The following is a 17,840-nucleotide window of genomic DNA, read 5'->3' as shown; positions in this document are numbered from 1 at the left end:
TATATATATAAAAAATATAAGTAAGATATAAACAAACAGATTTAACCGATGTTTAAATAGGGGTGCCTTTAATAATTTGGCTGAGAGTCGAGTTGCGGCAGGTTTGATTAGATTAAATAACATACAAGCCTTTAACTCGCAACCCTTTGAACCTGAATACGGATAATGCCGGCGTAGGGAAGCAAGAAAGCGTTAAAATTAAGATATTATTAGCGTATAAACCGCCATTGGCGGAGTTTAAGACTGCCGTTTTTCTCTTTCCTTTGCCGCTAAGCTATTCTCCTAAAATATTTTATTAAACAATTTGATAATAAAGCGTAGTCTTTGACCATGCGCTATAAATGTATGACTGAATTAAATTCCGTACTTGAAAAGGCTTTATCTTTTGAAAGAATCAATGACGAGGAACTTCTTTGCCTATTGGAAGAAAAAGAGAAGGGACAGGATATTATCCGCATCGCCGGCATAAAAAACCAAAAAATTAATTTTGATAGGGTTTCTTATGTCGTTAACAGAAATATAAATTTTACAAATATATGCGGTTTAAACTGCAGGTTTTGCGGCTATAAAAGGACGAAAAAATCAAAAGACTCGTTTTTGCTCGATTATGATAAAATACTCGAAAAAATTTCGGAAGGCAAAAAGATAGGCATAGATGAAATATGCGTAACGGGCGGAATAAATCCGGAATTAAAGCCCGATTATTATTTTAGCCTGATTAAGACCGTCAGGGATAATTTTCCCGATTTGCATATTCACGCATTTTCGCCGCAGGAAATTTACGAGCTTTCGAAGGCGACAAATAAATCTTACGAGGATGTTATTTTAAAATTAGCCGATACGGGGCTTAATTCAATGCCCGGGACTGCGGCAGAGATTCTGGCGAAAGAAACAAGAAGCAAGATCTGCCCCGAAAAGATAAACACGGATATCTGGGTCGAAATTATAAAAGCGGCGCATAAAAGCGGCGTTAAAACCTCAGCTACTATTCTTTTCGGCCATATCGAGTCAAACCCCGATATAGTTTATCATTTGAGTTTGATAAGGCAAATTCAGGACGAAACAAACGGGTTTACGGAGTTTATTGCATTGCCGTTTATTTCATACAAAACATCTCTTAGAAAAAGGGTAGATTCGGCGCTGATGCAGGATAAAGTATTCAGGTTTTATGCAATTTTAAGGCTTTACTTAGATAATTTCAAAAATATTCAGACAAGCTGGCCTAAAATCGGCATTCTCGCCGCTTTAAAATCTCTTGAATGCGGCGTTAACGATTTTGGCGGGACTTTAATGGAAGAAAATATCACCAAAAGCGCAGGAGGGGAATTCGGCGAATATTTACCTGAAGACGAAATCATAAGTTTGATAAAAAAATCCGGCAAGTTTCCCGTCAGGAGAGATACATTATATAATCGCATTTATGAAAAAACTTATGAAAATAGATATTAACGGTAAAGAATTTGATGTTTCGGACGGCATAACAGTTCAAAATTTGATAGACGAACTTAAATTAGACATAAAAAGTACTGCTGTCGCCGTAAACAAAACAATAGTTTCGAAGAGCGGTTATAGGGAATTCCTTTTAAACGAAAACGATAAAGTCGATTTGGTAACTATTGCGCCCGGCGGTTAGAATACAAAATATTAAAAAATATCGGAATACATAACAAATTAAATTTGCATAAGCTAATGCCGGGTTAATACCGGCAATTTAATTAAGAACGGAGGTATATAAATGAATAGCGCAATAAAAGAGGATGATGAAATGCCGCAGGATGACGGTTTAAAAATTGGAAAATATACATTTAAATCGCGGCTCATAGTCGGAACGGGAAAGTATCCGGATTTTCAAACCATGAAAGACTCCGCGATTGCCTCCGGCGCCGAGATTATAACGGTGGCGGTCAGGAGGATTGATTTCAACGCAAAAGACAATATGCTGTCGTATATCGACCTGGACAGGTTTACGCTTTTGCCGAACACGGCAGGGTGTTATACCGCAGAGGATGCCGTTAACACACTCAGGCTTACGAGAGAACTCGATGTTTTTAAGACAGACATGGTAAAACTTGAAGTCATCGGCGATGCAAAAACTCTTTATCCCGATAACGAGGAGTTAATTAAGGCCGCAAAAATATTGGTAAAAGAGGGTTTTACGGTTATGCCGTATATGATGGACGATCCTGTTTTGGCTAAAAAACTCGAGGATGCGGGGTGTCCGGTCGTTATGCCGCTTGCTTCGCCTATCGGTTCCGGTTTAGGAATTAGAAACCCTTATAATATCAAAATAATAAAAGAAACGGTTTCCGTGCCTGTCATAGTAGATGCGGGGGTAGGGACGGCGTCCGATGCCTGCAAGACGATGGAACTCGGCGTTGACGGGATTCTTATTAATACAGCAATAGCCGGGGCGAATAATCCCGTAAAAATGGCGCTTGCAATGAAGCAAGGGGTAGAAGCGGGCAGGCTTGCGTATTTATCCGGCCGCATTCCTATGAAACTTTATGCGCAAGCCTCAACGCAAATGGAGGGAATCGTATTTTGATAGAAAAAAAGCCTAAAACCGCAAAAAAATCCGATTTGACGCAAGATTTAAGATTAAATAAATTTCTTGCCGCAAGAACAGGTGTTTCAAGAAGGGAAGCGGACGGTATAATAAAAGAAGGCAGGGTTATTATAAACGGTAAAAGCGTTAAAAATCTCGCAACATTTGTAAATCCCGGCGACGAGGTAAACTTTGACGGAAAAAAAATCGTTTATAAAATGGAACCCCCTGTTTACATAATGTTAAACAAGCCCCAAGGCTATATTACTGCCGTAAAATCCGAGTCAGGTTTTAAAACGGTAATGGAATTGATTAAAAAGGAGACTTTAAGCCATAAACATATATTCCCTGTAGGCAGGCTTGATTTTATGAGCGAAGGCTTACTTTTACTAACCAACGACGGTGATTTTACATACAAGGCAACCCATCCCAAATTTAATGTCGTTAAATCTTATATAGTCGAGGTAAAGGGCGAACTTACGGATGAACTTCTAAAAAAGATAAAAAAGGGAATAAATCTTGAAGAAACAGGCTTAATGAAGCCTCAAAATGTCAGAGTTATAAGTAAAAAACCTGTAAAATTTATTTTATCCATAGATTTAAATCATGGGAAGAATAGGGAGATAAGGAGACTTTTAGAGTTTTTCAACCTTAAAATCATAACGCTTAAAAGGGTTGCTATCGGAGGACTTTATATCGGGGATTTACCGTCGGGCCAGTACAGGATATTAAATAAAAAGGTTGCCGAGCTGATATTTAAAAAGAAAATTAACGAGTAATTACCCAAATCCCGATTTAGGATTTTATATTCTGGATTCCCGCATACGCGGGAATGACTTTAAGGAAATTTATAATTTCACCCGTTAGGTGTCATTCCCGCGTATGCGGGAATCCAGTTTTAAGGATGAGTAATTATATTATGGATACCGACTACATTATGTTAATAATTTTCGGCTTATAATTTAAAACGCCGCCCGCAACGGGAGATATATATATTTCGCCAAACGGCCGCATCTGGTCTAAATTTATTAAAATCAATCTCGACATTTCGAGGAGAGCCAGAAAATAGGTAAATAGCTCATCCTTGGAGGCGGCTTCTTTCATAAGCCCCGAAAATATAATTCTTTCGGCTATGTTGAATTTTTCCATTATCTCGATAATTTTATCTTTAATGGAAAAGCGTTCTTTTGCTACCTCGTATGTATTTATCCTTTTTTTAGCCTCGGTCATTTTATAATAGAAATATTCGGAAAGAATGAAAATGTTTGCTTCAAAAAGGATTTCTTTTGATTTTTCCTGTTCTGGTTCAGATGGCTTGTCTGTGCGAAATATATTAATTTCAAACACATCGCGGCCCAAAATAGGCCTGTTATCCAGAAAGGAGGCAACTTCTTTAACCTTTTGATACTCTATAAGCATATTGGCAAGTTCGGTTCTTGGGTCTATATCTTCATCGCCCGTCATATTTTTCTCTTTATCGTAATAAGACGGTAAAAGCATTAGTGATTTAATATATATAAGCTGGGCTGCCATAACGATAAAATCTCCACTTGAATCCAGATTAAAACTTAACAAAGAAGTGGACAGCATATCCTCGTCGAGCCCTATCGTATTTAGATATTGATCGGTAATGGAGGCGATAGGAATGTCGTAAATGTTTATTTTATTTTTTTTTATAAGGGATAACAGCAAATCTAGCGGGCCGTCGTAAGCCTGAAGACTTACATTATTTAAATTAACATTACTGCTTTGGGTTGCGGGGGAGGTACCCGGTGATGACATATGCGGCTTTAATTTTTTAATTTATATTATGTTATATATATTATAAATTTCTTAAAACTATATTATTTACGATAAAATTAAATAAAGCACCCAAAAAGTTCCCTGGATTTATCAGCAATAATATAAGGATTATAAATATTCCGAAGGGTTCGAGCCTGCTTAAATAATCCGAAAACGGCGCGGGCAGGATGCTGACCGCAACTCTTCCGCCGTCCAGTGGCGGAATCGGTATTAGGTTAAATACGCCCAGGACAAGGTTTATCATTATACCGATGAAAAGCATAAATGTTACCGGATAGATGAAAAATTTAAAAAATACCCCTCCGGTTACTGCCTGAAATTTAAGGTGGCTTATAAAATAAGCGAGGTAAATATTCATTATAGGGAAATTTGCGAGAATTATTTTTAAGAATATAAATGAGATTAGCGCAAGTAAAAAGTTGGTAACCGGACCTGCGGCCGCAACAAATCCTGTATCCCTTTTAGGATTTTTAAGTCCGTTAAAATTCACCGGAACAGGTTTTGCATAACCGAAGAGAAAGGGCGAACCCAAAAGAATTAAAAGCAAAGGAAGTAGAATTGTTCCGAAAGGGTCTATATGTTTTATGGGATTAAGAGTTAACCTGCCGGCATTCTTTGCGGTGTCGTCGCCGAAGATATGGGCTACATAGCCGTGTGAGACTTCGTGCAATATTATTGCAAATAAAACTGGAATTATTGCAATTACGATAAGTTGGATGGTGTTGTTCATTGTATTTAAATGTTATTATTTTTAAAATAATCTTTTTTATTATATAATGATTAAGATGAATAAATCAAGATTATTCGACAAATTAAATAATAATATCTTTCCATTTGTCCAAAAGCCGACCAGATATTTAGGTATCGAACAGGGTATTTCGAAAAAGGATATTAAAAAAATGCCCGTTAAGTATGCGCTTGCATTTCCAGATTTTTATGAATTGGGGATGAGCCATATCGGAATGGGAATTATTTACGATATATTAAACTCTAAAGATTATATAGCGTGCGAGAGGGTTTATCTGCCTTATCCCGATATGAGCTCAAAACTGAAAGAAAATAAAATACCCCTTTTTTCATTGGAATCGTTTGAAGATATAAAGGAGTTCGATATTGTGGGGTTTTCCCTTCAATACGAACTTTCCTATACAAATATATTGTCTATGCTGGAGTCGTCCTGTATTCCGGTTTTCTCGAAAGACAGGGATTTCAGCCATCCGTTGGTCGGGGCGGGCGGACCATGCGCTTTTAATCCATTGCCGTTAAACGATTTCATAGACTTCTTTATAATAGGAGACGGCGAGACTGCGGCGGTTTCGGTTTGCGATGCGGTTTTAAAGGCCAAAAATGACCTTAAAAACGGACTTATCGCCGAAAAAGATTACAGAGACTATGTAAAAGCAGGGCTTGTGAAAATACGCGGAGTTTATGTTCCAGGTTATTCAAAAAATGTAAAAAAAGCGATATGTTATGACTTAAATTTAATGGGTTATGTTAAAAAAAATATCGTTCCGTTGATAGAAACCGTGCATAACAGGCTTTCGGTCGAGATAGCAAGGGGTTGTTCGTCCGGATGCAGGTTTTGCCAGGCCGGCTATATTTATAGACCGGTAAGGGAACGGAAAAAGGAGACGGTTGTCGAAATAATTAAAAAAGGCATAGGCGATACGGGACTCGGCGAAATTTCGTTATCGTCTTTATCGACGGGCGACTATTCCGACATTAACGGTTTATTGGACGAATTATCGTATTTGAGCGAAGACAAACAGGTATCTATGTCTTTTCCATCAATGAGGATAGGCTCCCTTAGCGAAAAAATTTTACAAAAAACCGCCGAAGTAAAAAAGACTAATTTCACCCTCGCCCCCGAGGCGGGAACCCAAAGACTCAGGGATATTATAAATAAAAATATATCGGAATACGACTTGCTCAAAGAGGTTGAAAATTTATCGAAACGGGGATTTAAAAGCCTTAAATTATATTTTATGATCGGACTGCCTTACGAAAGGATTTCCGATATCGACGGCATTAAGGATTTGGTTTTAAAGATAAAACGGGTTTCGAAAGGCTTAAATATAACAGTTAATGTCAATAACTTCGTTCCTAAACCGCATACCCCTTTTCAATGGCATCCCATGAATAAGGCATCCGAACTTAACTTTAAGATTAATTATTTAAAAAAGTTGTTACGGCCCATAAATGTAAATCTAAGGTATCAAGACCCAAAGGTCAGCTTTATAGAGGGGCTGATTTCGAGAGGCGACGAGTTTACTTCGAAAATTATTTATAAGGCTTATAAATTTGGAGCGGTTTACGACAGCGAAATGAAGTTGTTTAATTTCGACGCATGGATTAAGGCGTTAAATTCATTCGATAATATAAGCCGCGATGGGATAATAAACCGGCATCTTTATGATGAAAAAGATTTAAATGACGCTTTGCCGTGGGATTTTATAGATATATTGGTTAAAAAGGATTATCTTAAGTCCGAGTTTGAAAAAGCCGGTAAACAGAATACGATTTCAATTTATGATGATGTTAGTTCGGATGTTATCGCCGAAGCCAGCGACGATGCGGAACAAAGCGGGGAAGAAAGATTAACTACGGAAAACTGCAGGAAAGTCTGCCGTTTATGCGGGGTCTGCGACTTTGAAGAGATAAGCCCCGTTTATTCGTCAAAAAAGGAAAATATCAAAATACATAAGAGGCAGAAAAATAATATGGATATTATGGATAACCGCGCGGATGTTATTAATACGCCAAAAACCGAAAACGATAATAAAAATAAAGCCGACTTCAAACTTCTAATCAGGTATTCCAAGAGGGGGGCGGTCAAATATATCGGGCATTTAGAAACTGCCAAAATACTGCTCAGAGTTTTTAGGATCGCAAAACTTCCCATTGCCTATAAAGAATCGCGGTTCAGCCCAAAGCCAAAAATAAGTTATTCTAATCCGATGCCTTTTATGAGCGAAAGCGATAATTTATATTTGACGATTAAAATAAAAAATAAACCGTTTGGCGGGGTGGATAATTTAAAAAGTTTAATTAATGATTTTTTGCCCGCCGGATTGAAGGTTCTGGATATTACAGAAGTAGAAGCCGGCTTTAAAATTTAAACTTGACAAAAAATTAAATAAATATAATATATTTAAAATTAGTGTTTATAAAATTTTATTTTATTTAATTCTATTTTTAATTTTAAAAATTTAGGGAGGGAAAAATCTTGAAAGCAAGAAAAGGATTAACCGTTTTATTTACTGCTTTATTTTTATTATTTATCGGTATAGGGCTTTACGGATGCGCTCAAAAGCCATCCCCGTCAAAACCTGCAGCAGAAACAACCCCTGCGCCGGCAGCACCTGCCCCAAGTACTACAATGGCTCCCGGCATGAAAATGCCTTCAGTTCCAAAAGCTGCTAAAAAAGCCGGTTCCAAAAATTTGGAAGCAGCTGCAATGAAAATTATTAATGCTCAAGGTTGCATGGGCTGCCACATAATAAACGGCAAAGGCGGTTCAATCGGACCGAATTTATCGAAGGAAGGAACTAAAGGCCGTTCTATTCACTGGCTTGAAGTGCAAATCAACACCCCAAAGGTTCATAATCCTAATACAATGATGCCAAACCACGCTCTGAAACCGGCTCAACTTGAAACTGTGGCTGAGTATCTTGAATCGTTAAAATAAATTTAATTTGAAAATAATAAATATCTATAGGCATCTTTTTGAAATATATCAAAAAAGATGCCTATTTTTATGATAAACGGCGGAATTTTATGAAAAAGAAAAGCTTATATATATTACTGTTTGTAGTAGTTATTTTTGCAATTTCATTTTTTTTATATAAACACTTCTCCATATCCAATCAATCTCCAAAATCCGTTAAAAATATTCCTGCTAATCTTAAAACGGCGACGCTTACTAAATATCAAAAGTTTAAAAAGTTCTGGCGCGGCATGTATAAAAACCTTCGCAAGGAAAAGGTTCTATATACTCTGAAACCGCTTTATAACGACAGGATAAATAAAATAGAAACATACGATTTAACCTTAACCTCATATGACGGTTTAAAGTTGAAGGGTTATTTCGCCATTCCTTACGGCGTTAAAGGCAAAAAATATCCGGGGGTTTTATTACTGCACGGTTACGGTTCTTACGGAACGCCGGGCTGGGCGCACTTTTTTGCAAGAAGGGGTTACGGCGCGCTTTCTATCGATTTAAGGGGGCATGGAAGAAGCAGGGCGGTTTATAATCCCGGTTTCCCGGGGCTTATGACAAACGGAATTCTACATGTAAAAACTTTTTCGATGGTTAAGATAGTTATGGATTCATTAGCGTCGTTAAAATTCCTCGAACATTTTAAGGGTGTTAACCATAAATATATATTCGTAACGGGCGGAAGCATGGGAGGCGGGCTGTCTCTAATAGATGCCGCTATAGATAGTCATGTCGTTGCGGCGGCTGCGGATGTGCCTTTTTTGAGCGATATTCCGGTGCAGATGCCGCTCGCAAAAATGGGTCCTTATATGGAAGTTAAGGCTTTTCTAAAAAAACATCCCGGCGACAAATCTAAAGTTATGCGCTCTTTATATTACGTGGATACTAAACACTTTGCAAAATGGATAAAAGTTCCGGTAATGATAGGCATAGGACTTAAAGATGAGGACTGTCCGCCTAAAGGCACTTTGGTAGTTTATAAAATGATTAAATCGAAGAAAAAGCTTTTTGTCGCAAAAAACAGCGGTCACGTCGTGCTTCCGGGCTGGAATATGGAAGTTTTTAAATTTTTTGCTCCTTATCTGCCGAAATACGATAAAAACGCCGTTAAAAAAAATATAAAAAGCAATAAAAACGGAAGGAAATTTTTATAATAATATCAATCTTAATACGGTGACAGAATTCAATTATGCCGCCGTATTTATTATATAAAAAAATTTTAAAGGGAATTTTATGAAACTGGATAAAAGCTTAGACGCCGTAAAACATGCCGAATCGCTTATGCCCGGAGGCGTTAACAGTCCGGTCAGGGCATTTAAATCCGTCGGGTTATCGCCGATAATCGTAAAAAAGGCTAAAGACGATAAAATTTACGATATAGACGGAAACGAATATATTGATTACGTAATGTCTTACGGCCCGATGCTCCTTGGACACGCAGACGAAAGAGTAGTCAAGTCCGTCTGGTCCGCCGCGTCGGAAGGTTTCAGCTTCGGCGCTACGACGGAAGCCGAAATCGAACTTGCCGGTTTAATCAATAAGCATTTTCCTTCCATAGAGTCCGTCAGGCTCGTAAATTCCGGAACGGAAGCCGTGATGAGCGCGCTTAGGCTTGCAAGAGGTTTTACCGGAAGAAGCAAAATTATAAAATTTGAAGGATGCTATCACGGACATTCAGATTCTATGCTTGTTAAAGCAGGCTCCGGAGCGCTGACTACGTCCGTTCCTTCAAGCGCCGGCATAACGGAAAGCCTTTCAAAGGATACTTTAGTCGCTGTTTACAACGATATATCATCGGTTAAAGAACTTTTTTCCGCGAACAAAAAAGAGATAGCGGCTGTTATAATAGAACCGGTTGCGGCAAATATGGGCGTCGTTTTGCCGAAGGAAGGTTTTTTAAACGAATTAATAAATTTAGCCCACGATAACGGTTCTCTAATCATTTTCGACGAAGTTATAACGGGCTTCAGGCTTTCTAACGGCGGAGCGCAGGGGTTATTCGGTTTAAAACCCGATATTACGTGCCTCGGCAAAATAATAGGCGGCGGACTTCCAATAGGGGCTTTCGGCGGCAGAAAAGATATAATGAAATTTCTTTCCCCGCTTGGGCCTGTTTATCAGGCTGGCACTTTATCGGGTAATCCCATATGCGTAGCCGCCGGCATTGCGACTTTAAAAGCTATAGAAAGCGACGATGCCGTATCTAAGGCTAATTCTTCCGCTAATTATTTAATAGACGGTTTAAAAAACGAACTTAAAAATTTTAACGATAAAATAACCGTTAATTCTATTTCTTCGATACTGACTATATTTTTTAAGGGTGGAGGGGTTCTTAATTTTAACGACGTTATGAAATCCGATACAAACAGATTTAAAGATTTTTTCTCCTCTGTATTAAACGGAGGATTATTTATTGCTCCGTCCCAGTATGAAGCAATGTTTGTAAGTTCCAAACATACTAAATCCGACTTAGACAAAACCGTTGCTATTATTTCGGAAGCGATAAAAAAATATTTTAGCAATTATAAAAATTTATAAAATTGCGGATAATTTTGTCCGCTTCTACTTCAATTAAAACAGGAAAAAAGCAATGAAAATCAAACACAGCATAATTGTTGCATTTTTACTTTTGCTTTTAATATTTATAATGCCTTCTTTAAGCTGCGGCAAAACCCTCAACCCAAAAGCAGAAAATAAGCTGGGCAATGGTTATTATTCCGGTCTTGGCGGTGTAAAGCATAGCTATCATAATGCGTTCTACTGGTACAGAATAGCCGCAGCTCAGGGAAACGCAGCTGCAGAAAGCAATTTAGCTTATGCTTATGAACACGGTCTAGGGGTAAAACAAAATTATTCCAAGTCAGTTTACTGGCTTAAAAAATCTGCCGCGCAGGGATATGCCGAGGCTGAAGATCATTTAGCTTATGCCTATTATGCAGGCCACGGCGTTCCTAAAAACTATTTCAAAGCCTTCTATTTGCTTAAAAAAGCCATCGCTAAGGGATATATCGCAGCCAAATATCATTTGGGCATGGTCGAAAATAAGTTGGGCTATGCTTACGAACAAGGTCAAGGCATGCCGAAAAACTATTCTAAGGCAGTTTACTGGTGGAAAAAAGCGACCGCTCATGGAAATATCGCAGCGCAAGATAATATTGGATATATGTATTATGACGGCGTTTTAATTCCAAAAAAATGGATAGAAGCAAACTATTGGTATAAATTTGCCTCGAAACAAGGAAATAAAACTGTCAAAACAGAATTAAATAAAGCCTATCGTTATAATTATATACAAGAAGACTTTAAAAAAGCAGTTTACTGGTGGAATAAGACCGCAGAGCAGGGAGATGTAATTGGGCAGGTAGCCTTAGGCTATTGCTTTTACAAAGGGTACGGGGTTGCTAAAAATTATACTGAGGCCCTTGAATTGTCTTTTATAGCGAGACATTACGGCTTTGTCTATAAAAATAAATTTTTAAACGATATTAAGCATCGCCTGACCGCAAGCCAGATTGCCGAAGCCAGACTGGGAGCTCAAGAGTGGGTGCGAAAATTTAAATTATTCTACCGCCGTTTACTTAATTTAACACAAAAAAAATGAAATTTGAATTTGAATTTTAAGAATGTTTTAATTTTATATTGATTAATAGCGCTACTATTGAACCATGACTATGGCTTTTGCTCCAAACAGCTGCAGTACTGCAGTACATATGTTACTAACTTCGGCAAAGGAACTTTATCAGTAAATGTTTTTTTAATACAGGCAATAAATAAATGATATACGATAAATTAAAACTGCATGACTGCTTTATACCCGCTGACTTATTAACCTGCCGATGAATATTATTCACGATGTTTTAACCGCCACTCTTGAGCTTCCCGCTTGGCTTCGGCAATCTGGCTTGCGGTCAGGCGATGTTTAATATCGTTAATATATTTATTAATACATTTACAACCGTTAGTTTTTGCTATGATGAACCATTTAAGGGCTTTAATATAGTTTTTAGCAACCCCGTACCCTTTGTAATAACAATAGCCTAAGGTTGCCTGCCCTGTTGAGACTCCCCCTGCTGCCACTGATTTATACCAATAGACCGCTAATTTGTAATTTTGAGGCACTCCTTTTCCGTGATAATAGATATGGCCTAAATCGGTTTGCGCATCTATATCCCCCTGTTCTGCCGCTAATTTATACCAGTAGGCCGCTTTTTTAAAGTCTTCTTGAATATAATCATAACGATATGCTTTATTTAATTCCATTTTAATAACTTGATTTCCCTGTTTTGCGGCAAATCTATACCAGAAGTTTGCTTCTGCCCATTTCTTTGGAATTACTTCGCCGTTATAATACAGAAAACCAATATTATATTCCCCATATTCGTTTCCCTGTTTTGCCGCTAATTTTGACCAGTATATCGCTTTTTTCAAGTTTTTGCGGATGCCGTATCCTCCCATATAATAAATAACCCCTATGTTAGTTTCGCCGTCGTAGGTTGTTGGATAACTTGCGTATTTATGCGTTTCATAAAGATACAGATTGGATCCCACGTTGCCTTCGCCCTCAACATCTGCGGAATTTCCTTGTTTTACCGCTAATTTATACCAGTAAAGAGCTTTTTTAAAGTTTTTAGGAACCCCAAATCCACAAAAGAAAGCATTGCCTACATTAAGCTGAGATTCAGCATCTCCTTGCTCTGCGGCTAATTTGAACCAGCGGTTTGCCTTTTTAAAGTTTTTAGGAAACCCGTCATAACCGTTATCATACATAAACCCAAGTTTTCTTTGAGCTTTCATATTTCCTTTGTCCGCTAACATTCTAAGAATCAAAAACGCTTTTTCATAATGATGCTTTGCAAAGTCATTATTAACTTTTTTTATCATGACGGCATAAGATTGTGCCGCATAGGCCGGCGACAGATATAAAAAAATAATAGAAAATAATAAAACCGATATTATTTTTATTTTGGTTTTAATCATTTATATATGTATATCCTTTAATATAATTTTAGAATAAGGGTGTGTTTTATACTGACAGACTTGCTTTAGCCTTTCGCAGTTTAATATTTGACATATATTTATAATATTATTTATATCTTAAATCTTTTATAATAGTTACAATATTATAATTTTATATATCGTATTGTCAACGCAAACTTCTAACACAAAATTGCTGATAGAAATCTATGAAACTGTTTCAACATATTACACATACTGGATTCCTGCTTTCGCAGGAATGACACCCGTCGGGTGAATTGTAAAATTCCCTCAAAGTCATTCCCGCGAAAGCGTGAAAGTTTTATTGAAACTTCACGAGCACAAGGTGCGAGAGCGAAGCGTTAATCCGGAAAAAGAAATTTCTATCGGCAATTTTGGGTCTAATTAAACTTCTAATTATTTTAAAATAGTCTTAACCGTGTGTTTATTAATTTATAGCATGTCCAGCCAGGAGCGGAAAAATAGTTGACAAATATTTTTTAAACCGATATAACTTATTTCATGGGCAGTTGACCAGCGTCAGATAACGTAAGCTATACAAATAATATTAAACTTTCAATCTCCAACTTGCGTTTATAGATTTTTATGATGAAATACATATTGGCAATTATCCTGATAGCAAGCTTTTCATCAACAGCTGTCGCTAGGCAGGAATTTAAATCGTGCATTAGGCGAAACAAATCTACCGCAGGGATAAACGAGTGTTATGTGCAAAGCATTAAGAGGTGGAATATGAAGCTTAACGCTGTTTATTATGATATAATGAAAGCTGATGGCCCAAAATCCCGCAGTTATCTAAAAAAATCGGAAATCAGTTGGATTCTTTACCGCAGGTATAATTGCATTGCCGCAGGAGATATTATGTTCGGCAGCAGCAGCGGTAATATTATACAGAGAGAATCTTGCCTCAGGGCCATGCTAATAGATAGGGTTAAAGACTTAGAACCGTTCCTGCCGGCAAACAGGCAGCACTAATCATTAATAGCGATGTGAATCGAATTCTTAATAGTTGCGGATAAATGCTAAAAATTATAATATTTATAATAGCGTTATTACTAATGATAGGTGTTCCTTTGACGGCGGCGGCAGGTCAAGAATACAGGTTATGTATGAGCAAGCATGAATCTAATGCAGGTTGGGCCAGTTGTTATTATAAAAGCGTGGAAAAATGGAACTTGGAGCTTAATAAAGAGTATTTTGGCCTAATGAAAAAACTACCGTCCAAATACGGGAAATATCTAAAAAAATCGGAAATCAGTTGGATGCTTTACCGCAGGTATAATTGTGATGCCGACGGCCAGATGATGTACGGCGGCGGAGCCTTAGAAGGTTTAGAAATAGGGGCGTGCTTAAGAAGTATGCTAATAGATCGCGTTAGGTGGTTAAAGAAGCTTTCTGATAATGTTGAAGGGGCGGCAGATTCCAAAACAGTTGAGTACTTTAATAATAATCAGATTATGGGAGATACAGGAAACGGAAAAAATTTCCCCATAGGCAATCTTCAAATTTGCGCCAAAGTAAATAAAAGGTTTAAATATGTGAATGTTCAGGTTGAATTTTCATGGACGGGACATCTTTTGGACACAGGAAAAGTACCTTTTAAGAAAAAATCTGAGGGTGATATTTATTTTCGATTTATAGACGGGTGGGGAAACACGGGAGACGGCAGCATAGCAAGGCGCTCAAATGGATACATTCTGTCGTTAAAGCCGGTCAAAATAAACAAATTGTATGGATCTAACGATCTTGATGAGTACGGAACATATAACCTTAAAGAAGGGCGCTGCAAAAAATATTAAACACCCGCCGCCATTTTGCGATTCGTCTATATCCCAAATATTGCGCACGAAGCATTAAAAGGCAAAAATAACGGAGAAACAGTTTTTCTGCAAAAATAATGAAACATCGCCTGTGTTGTTCTGAGTGCGGACAAAAAATCCCTGTTTCGCCGCTGATTTATACCAGTAAAAAACTTTTTAATTTTTATTGCGGCTATATAATAGATAATCTATTAAGGAATTGAACTGATTAAAGGTGTTTTAAAAGCATGGATTTTTCCTATTTTTTTAACTATGAATTTCATGCCTGAATTTAATCCATTAGATCCTATATTAACAGACGGATTGATGTATTTTAAGAGCGCATCCGTTTTTTTGTCTATCCAGAAAGTTCCGGAGTATTCATTGTAAGGATTTATTCCACGGTATTCAATAGACTGCCTGTTTGCTACTACGGCATATTTTACAAATACGAGTTTCATAGGAGGGGCTGTGTCTCTTACTACAAATCCGGAGAATAAACGCAGCTGACCCTTAGGTCTTTCTCTAAAACTTGAAGGCTCTTTAAACCATTTTAAACCATGCGGCGAAGAATGAAATGTTATAATTGCGTAAAAAACTCCATTTATGTTTCTGGTAAATGTATAGGCTGGCTTTGCTTTAGTACCTTCGATTATTTCTTCCTGCCAGTTATTTAAATTATAAATTTTGTCTATGGTAGTTACAAACATCGCCCGTGTGATTGATTCGTAATTTTTCAGCGAGGTCAGCTTAGCCATGGTTATACCGCTATTGCTCTGTGATGCGACGGATTTATCGGCTGAAATCTTTGACGGCGTTTTAGAGCAGCCTGAAATTACAGTTGCGGCAACAGAAATCAACAATAAAAAAATAAAAAAGCGGTTGATTTTCATATTTGATAACCTTATTTTTTATTTTCCCACGGTTTTTGTTTATTTCACACTGCATGCGCCGATTCTTTTTCCGGTAAGTTCGATGTTTGAATTAACATTCATAGTCCTGCCTTGATATGTGTTGATAGTATTAACATGTCCATGCATATGCATTGTTGTATCGTTAGGAAAATATTCAAACATAAGTTCTTTTATCTCCATGCCGACTCCAGTAGAACATTCAAAGCGTGTAACGACAGTATTTCCGTTAACAGTTACGATAGGCTTTGGACAGTTAGCCGGTATATCGGGATTTTTCTGCATAGGCGGTTTAAGTTTATTACCCATGCAAGATGAATAAGTCGAGGTTACAGGAGGCATAGCGTACGGGAGTCCCGAAACAGTTGTTGTAGAGGTATATTGCCATAATCCCGGCAAAAACAGCCTGCTTGCAAATGCACTGTTAGCAAAAGCTATGCTTATAAATATACTTATTAATAAAAATATCTTTTTCATGTTAACTCCTCGTTTTTTATAAAAAAATTTATACAAAAAGTTACCTGCGCTGTTTTAAATATTTATTTTAAGTGGTGGAGGGCACGGGACTCGAACCCGCGGCCTACGCCATGCGAAGGCGTCGCTCTACCAACTGGGCTAACCCCCCACTTTATTAAAAATTAGAATTAAGTTACACTTAATTCAACATTATTATCGCAAAAAATCCTTAAAAAAGCAATTACCAAAAATTAATTCAATCCCATCCTTGAGTTTTGGGCATGAAAATATTAATATATACGCAGTAAATAACAACATAATTGTGTTAATGTGGAAATACGATAATTATAAAAATAAGAGGGGATATGGAAGGTTCTAAAAAAAAATGGTTAAACAGCAATGTTTTTTTTATATCGTTATCGGCTTTTTTTGCCGATTTAGGTTATCAGGCTGTTCTGGTGATATTTCCAATATTCCTGGTTTTAGACCTCCACAGTTCCGTTATCTATTTTGGCATAGCTTCTGCAATAAGTTATGGAATAGGGGCTTTCTTTGGTTATTTCGGCGGAAGGGCGGGAGATAAATTCGGACATAAAAAAATTGCAATCATAGGCAATCTTTTAATACCGCTTCTATCCTTTACAGGATTCAGCCTTTATCCCGCGGAAGCGGTCGCATTTTTTTCAACGGGGTGGTGGGCAAGAAATTTCAGGTCTCCTTCAAGAAGGGTCTTGCTTTCACGGTCGGTTCTAAAAGAATTTTACGGAAAGGCTTTTGGTTTTTTGCATGCGCTTGATCAAGGAGGAGGATTCTTTGCGGGTATTTATGCGTTAATTCTATTTACTTATCATGTTCCTTTAAAATATATTTTATTAACAACTATCGGACCCTTATTGATTTCAACTCTTTTTTTGACATTGATTTCAAAGAAAAAATTAATTAATAACCCTGATAATAGCGCAAACGGTAATATAAATAATAATCCTAAAAAGAATGCCGCTATTAATACCGATAACAATAATAACGCAAATAACAGCGCGGGTTTAAATAAGAAAAATAGCGATTTGAATGAAAACTTGTTTAAAAGGATTTTAATTGCAACTTCCTTATACGGCTTTAGTTCTTTCAGCTTTGGATTTCCAATTTTAACTATAGCCGAATCCTCTAAAAATGATGCTTTAGGTATTCTTTCATATGTTTTATTCTTTATCTGCACGGCGCTGACAGGTTTAATTGCAGGAAAAACAATAGCTAAAACTATTAATAAACTTGGTTTTGGTTATTTTCTTACTTTTGCAGGTTCTCTTGGTATGGCATTGATATTTACATTTTCTTTAAATCCTTTATTATATTATATTTGCGTTGCCATTCTTGGAATATCTTTAGGCATTATAGAAACTATAGAGCCTACTGCAATTAGTTTAATCGTCAAAAACGAAACAATAGGAAGAGGAATGGGGTCGCTCACCGCCGCAAGAAGCTTGGGGTTATTTGGCGGCAATGTTCTTATGGGGCTTCTTTATTATATCGGAGCTAATTATTCATATTTATATGCCGCAATATTAAGTCTAATCGCCTCTTTAATTATTTTTTCTTCAAAATCCAACCTTTAA

The 17,840-nt window shown here is 37.2% G+C and carries 17 protein-coding genes, 1 tRNA gene and 1 riboswitch; of the genes, 12 read left to right on the top strand and 6 right to left on the bottom strand.

The genetic code is table 11. The features are described from left to right. Positions 1–48: 48 nt before the first annotated feature. Positions 49–197, top strand: a riboswitch (TPP riboswitch). A 127-nt stretch (positions 198–324) separates the two neighbouring features. The 4 genes from cofH (at position 325) to EVJ47_05290 (ending at position 3,324) form a co-directional block, all read left to right on the top strand. Further along, positions 325–1,449 carry a 7,8-didemethyl-8-hydroxy-5-deazariboflavin synthase subunit CofH gene (cofH, locus tag EVJ47_05305; GenBank protein ID RZD14586.1) on the top strand — a complete coding sequence of 375 codons (1,125 nt, stop codon included), beginning with the start codon at positions 325–327 and terminating at the stop codon, positions 1,447–1,449. Next, positions 1,421–1,633, top strand: a complete 213-nt coding sequence (gene thiS / locus EVJ47_05300; protein RZD14585.1) for a sulfur carrier protein ThiS — start codon at positions 1,421–1,423, stop codon at positions 1,631–1,633. The genes cofH and thiS overlap by 29 nt, the downstream gene beginning before the upstream one ends. 132 nt (positions 1,634–1,765) lie before the next feature. Continuing rightward, on the top strand, positions 1,766–2,545 hold the full coding sequence (locus EVJ47_05295) for a thiazole synthase (GenBank protein ID RZD14703.1): 780 nt from the start codon (positions 1,766–1,768) through the stop codon (positions 2,543–2,545). Beyond that, complete coding sequence (locus EVJ47_05290; protein ID RZD14584.1) at positions 2,542–3,324, top strand: rRNA pseudouridine synthase; 783 nt, start codon at positions 2,542–2,544, stop codon at positions 3,322–3,324. The genes EVJ47_05295 and EVJ47_05290 overlap by 4 nt, the downstream gene beginning before the upstream one ends. Before the next feature lie 151 nt (positions 3,325–3,475). Here the strand turns inward: EVJ47_05290 and EVJ47_05285 are convergent, their stop codons facing one another. Both EVJ47_05285 and EVJ47_05280 read right to left on the bottom strand, forming a co-directional pair. After that, positions 3,476–4,327: a segregation/condensation protein A gene (locus EVJ47_05285; GenBank protein RZD14583.1), complete on the bottom strand. Its 852-nt coding sequence runs from the start codon at positions 4,325–4,327 to the stop codon at positions 3,476–3,478. Between the two features lie 40 nt (positions 4,328–4,367). Beyond that, complete coding sequence (locus EVJ47_05280; protein ID RZD14582.1) at positions 4,368–5,078, bottom strand: site-2 protease family protein; 711 nt, start codon at positions 5,076–5,078, stop codon at positions 4,368–4,370. Between the two features lie 46 nt (positions 5,079–5,124). On the opposite strand from EVJ47_05280, the gene EVJ47_05275 reads away from it, so the two are divergent. The 5 genes from EVJ47_05275 (at position 5,125) to EVJ47_05255 (ending at position 11,667) form a co-directional block, all read left to right on the top strand. Then, positions 5,125–7,467 carry a TIGR03960 family B12-binding radical SAM protein gene (locus EVJ47_05275; protein RZD14581.1) on the top strand — a complete coding sequence of 781 codons (2,343 nt, stop codon included), beginning with the start codon at positions 5,125–5,127 and terminating at the stop codon, positions 7,465–7,467. Between the two features lie 260 nt (positions 7,468–7,727). After that, positions 7,728–8,036 (top strand): c-type cytochrome, encoded by a 309-nt coding sequence (locus tag EVJ47_05270; GenBank protein ID RZD14702.1) that lies wholly within the window; start codon positions 7,728–7,730, stop codon positions 8,034–8,036. An 89-nt stretch (positions 8,037–8,125) separates the two neighbouring features. Then, on the top strand, positions 8,126–9,220 hold the full coding sequence (locus tag EVJ47_05265) for an alpha/beta fold hydrolase (GenBank protein ID RZD14580.1): 1,095 nt from the start codon (positions 8,126–8,128) through the stop codon (positions 9,218–9,220). A 79-nt stretch (positions 9,221–9,299) separates the two neighbouring features. Then, complete coding sequence (hemL, locus tag EVJ47_05260; protein RZD14579.1) at positions 9,300–10,604, top strand: glutamate-1-semialdehyde-2,1-aminomutase; 1,305 nt, start codon at positions 9,300–9,302, stop codon at positions 10,602–10,604. Positions 10,605–10,656: 52 nt separating this feature from the next. Further along, the gene (locus tag EVJ47_05255) at positions 10,657–11,667 is read left to right on the top strand and encodes a sel1 repeat family protein (protein ID RZD14578.1); all 1,011 of its coding nucleotides are present in this window, start codon (positions 10,657–10,659) and stop codon (positions 11,665–11,667) included. Positions 11,668–11,909: 242 nt separating this feature from the next. Here the strand turns inward: EVJ47_05255 and EVJ47_05250 are convergent, their stop codons facing one another. Further along, on the bottom strand, positions 11,910–13,043 hold the full coding sequence (locus EVJ47_05250; protein RZD14577.1) for a hypothetical protein: 1,134 nt from the start codon (positions 13,041–13,043) through the stop codon (positions 11,910–11,912). Between the two features lie 603 nt (positions 13,044–13,646). Between EVJ47_05250 and EVJ47_05245 the strand changes: the two genes are divergently transcribed. Both EVJ47_05245 and EVJ47_05240 read left to right on the top strand, forming a co-directional pair. Then, positions 13,647–14,036 carry a DUF1311 domain-containing protein gene (locus EVJ47_05245; GenBank protein RZD14576.1) on the top strand — a complete coding sequence of 130 codons (390 nt, stop codon included), beginning with the start codon at positions 13,647–13,649 and terminating at the stop codon, positions 14,034–14,036. A 44-nt stretch (positions 14,037–14,080) separates the two neighbouring features. Then, the gene (locus EVJ47_05240) at positions 14,081–14,860 is read left to right on the top strand and encodes a DUF1311 domain-containing protein (GenBank protein RZD14575.1); all 780 of its coding nucleotides are present in this window, start codon (positions 14,081–14,083) and stop codon (positions 14,858–14,860) included. Between the two features lie 212 nt (positions 14,861–15,072). Here EVJ47_05240 and EVJ47_05235 read toward each other — a convergent pair whose 3' ends face one another. The 3 genes from EVJ47_05235 to EVJ47_05225 all read right to left on the bottom strand — a co-directional run bounded on the left by EVJ47_05235 (position 15,073) and on the right by EVJ47_05225 (position 16,396). Next, entirely contained in the window at positions 15,073–15,753 is a 681-nt protein-coding gene (locus EVJ47_05235; protein ID RZD14574.1) for a hypothetical protein, read from the bottom strand. Between the two features lie 39 nt (positions 15,754–15,792). Further along, positions 15,793–16,248 (bottom strand): DUF3617 family protein, encoded by a 456-nt coding sequence (locus tag EVJ47_05230; protein RZD14573.1) that lies wholly within the window; start codon positions 16,246–16,248, stop codon positions 15,793–15,795. A 72-nt stretch (positions 16,249–16,320) separates the two neighbouring features. Further along, positions 16,321–16,396, bottom strand: a tRNA-Ala gene (locus tag EVJ47_05225). Between the two features lie 196 nt (positions 16,397–16,592). Between EVJ47_05225 and EVJ47_05220 the strand changes: the two genes are divergently transcribed. Continuing rightward, complete coding sequence (locus EVJ47_05220; GenBank protein ID RZD14572.1) at positions 16,593–17,840, top strand: MFS transporter; 1,248 nt, start codon at positions 16,593–16,595, stop codon at positions 17,838–17,840.

Source organism: Candidatus Acidulodesulfobacterium ferriphilum (assembly GCA_004195035.1).
GTDB classification, from domain to species: domain Bacteria; phylum SZUA-79; class SZUA-79; order Acidulodesulfobacterales; family Acidulodesulfobacteraceae; genus Acidulodesulfobacterium; species Acidulodesulfobacterium ferriphilum.
Note: the sequence above shows the minus strand (reverse complement) of the source record. Positions and strands in the feature narration are given on the sequence as shown.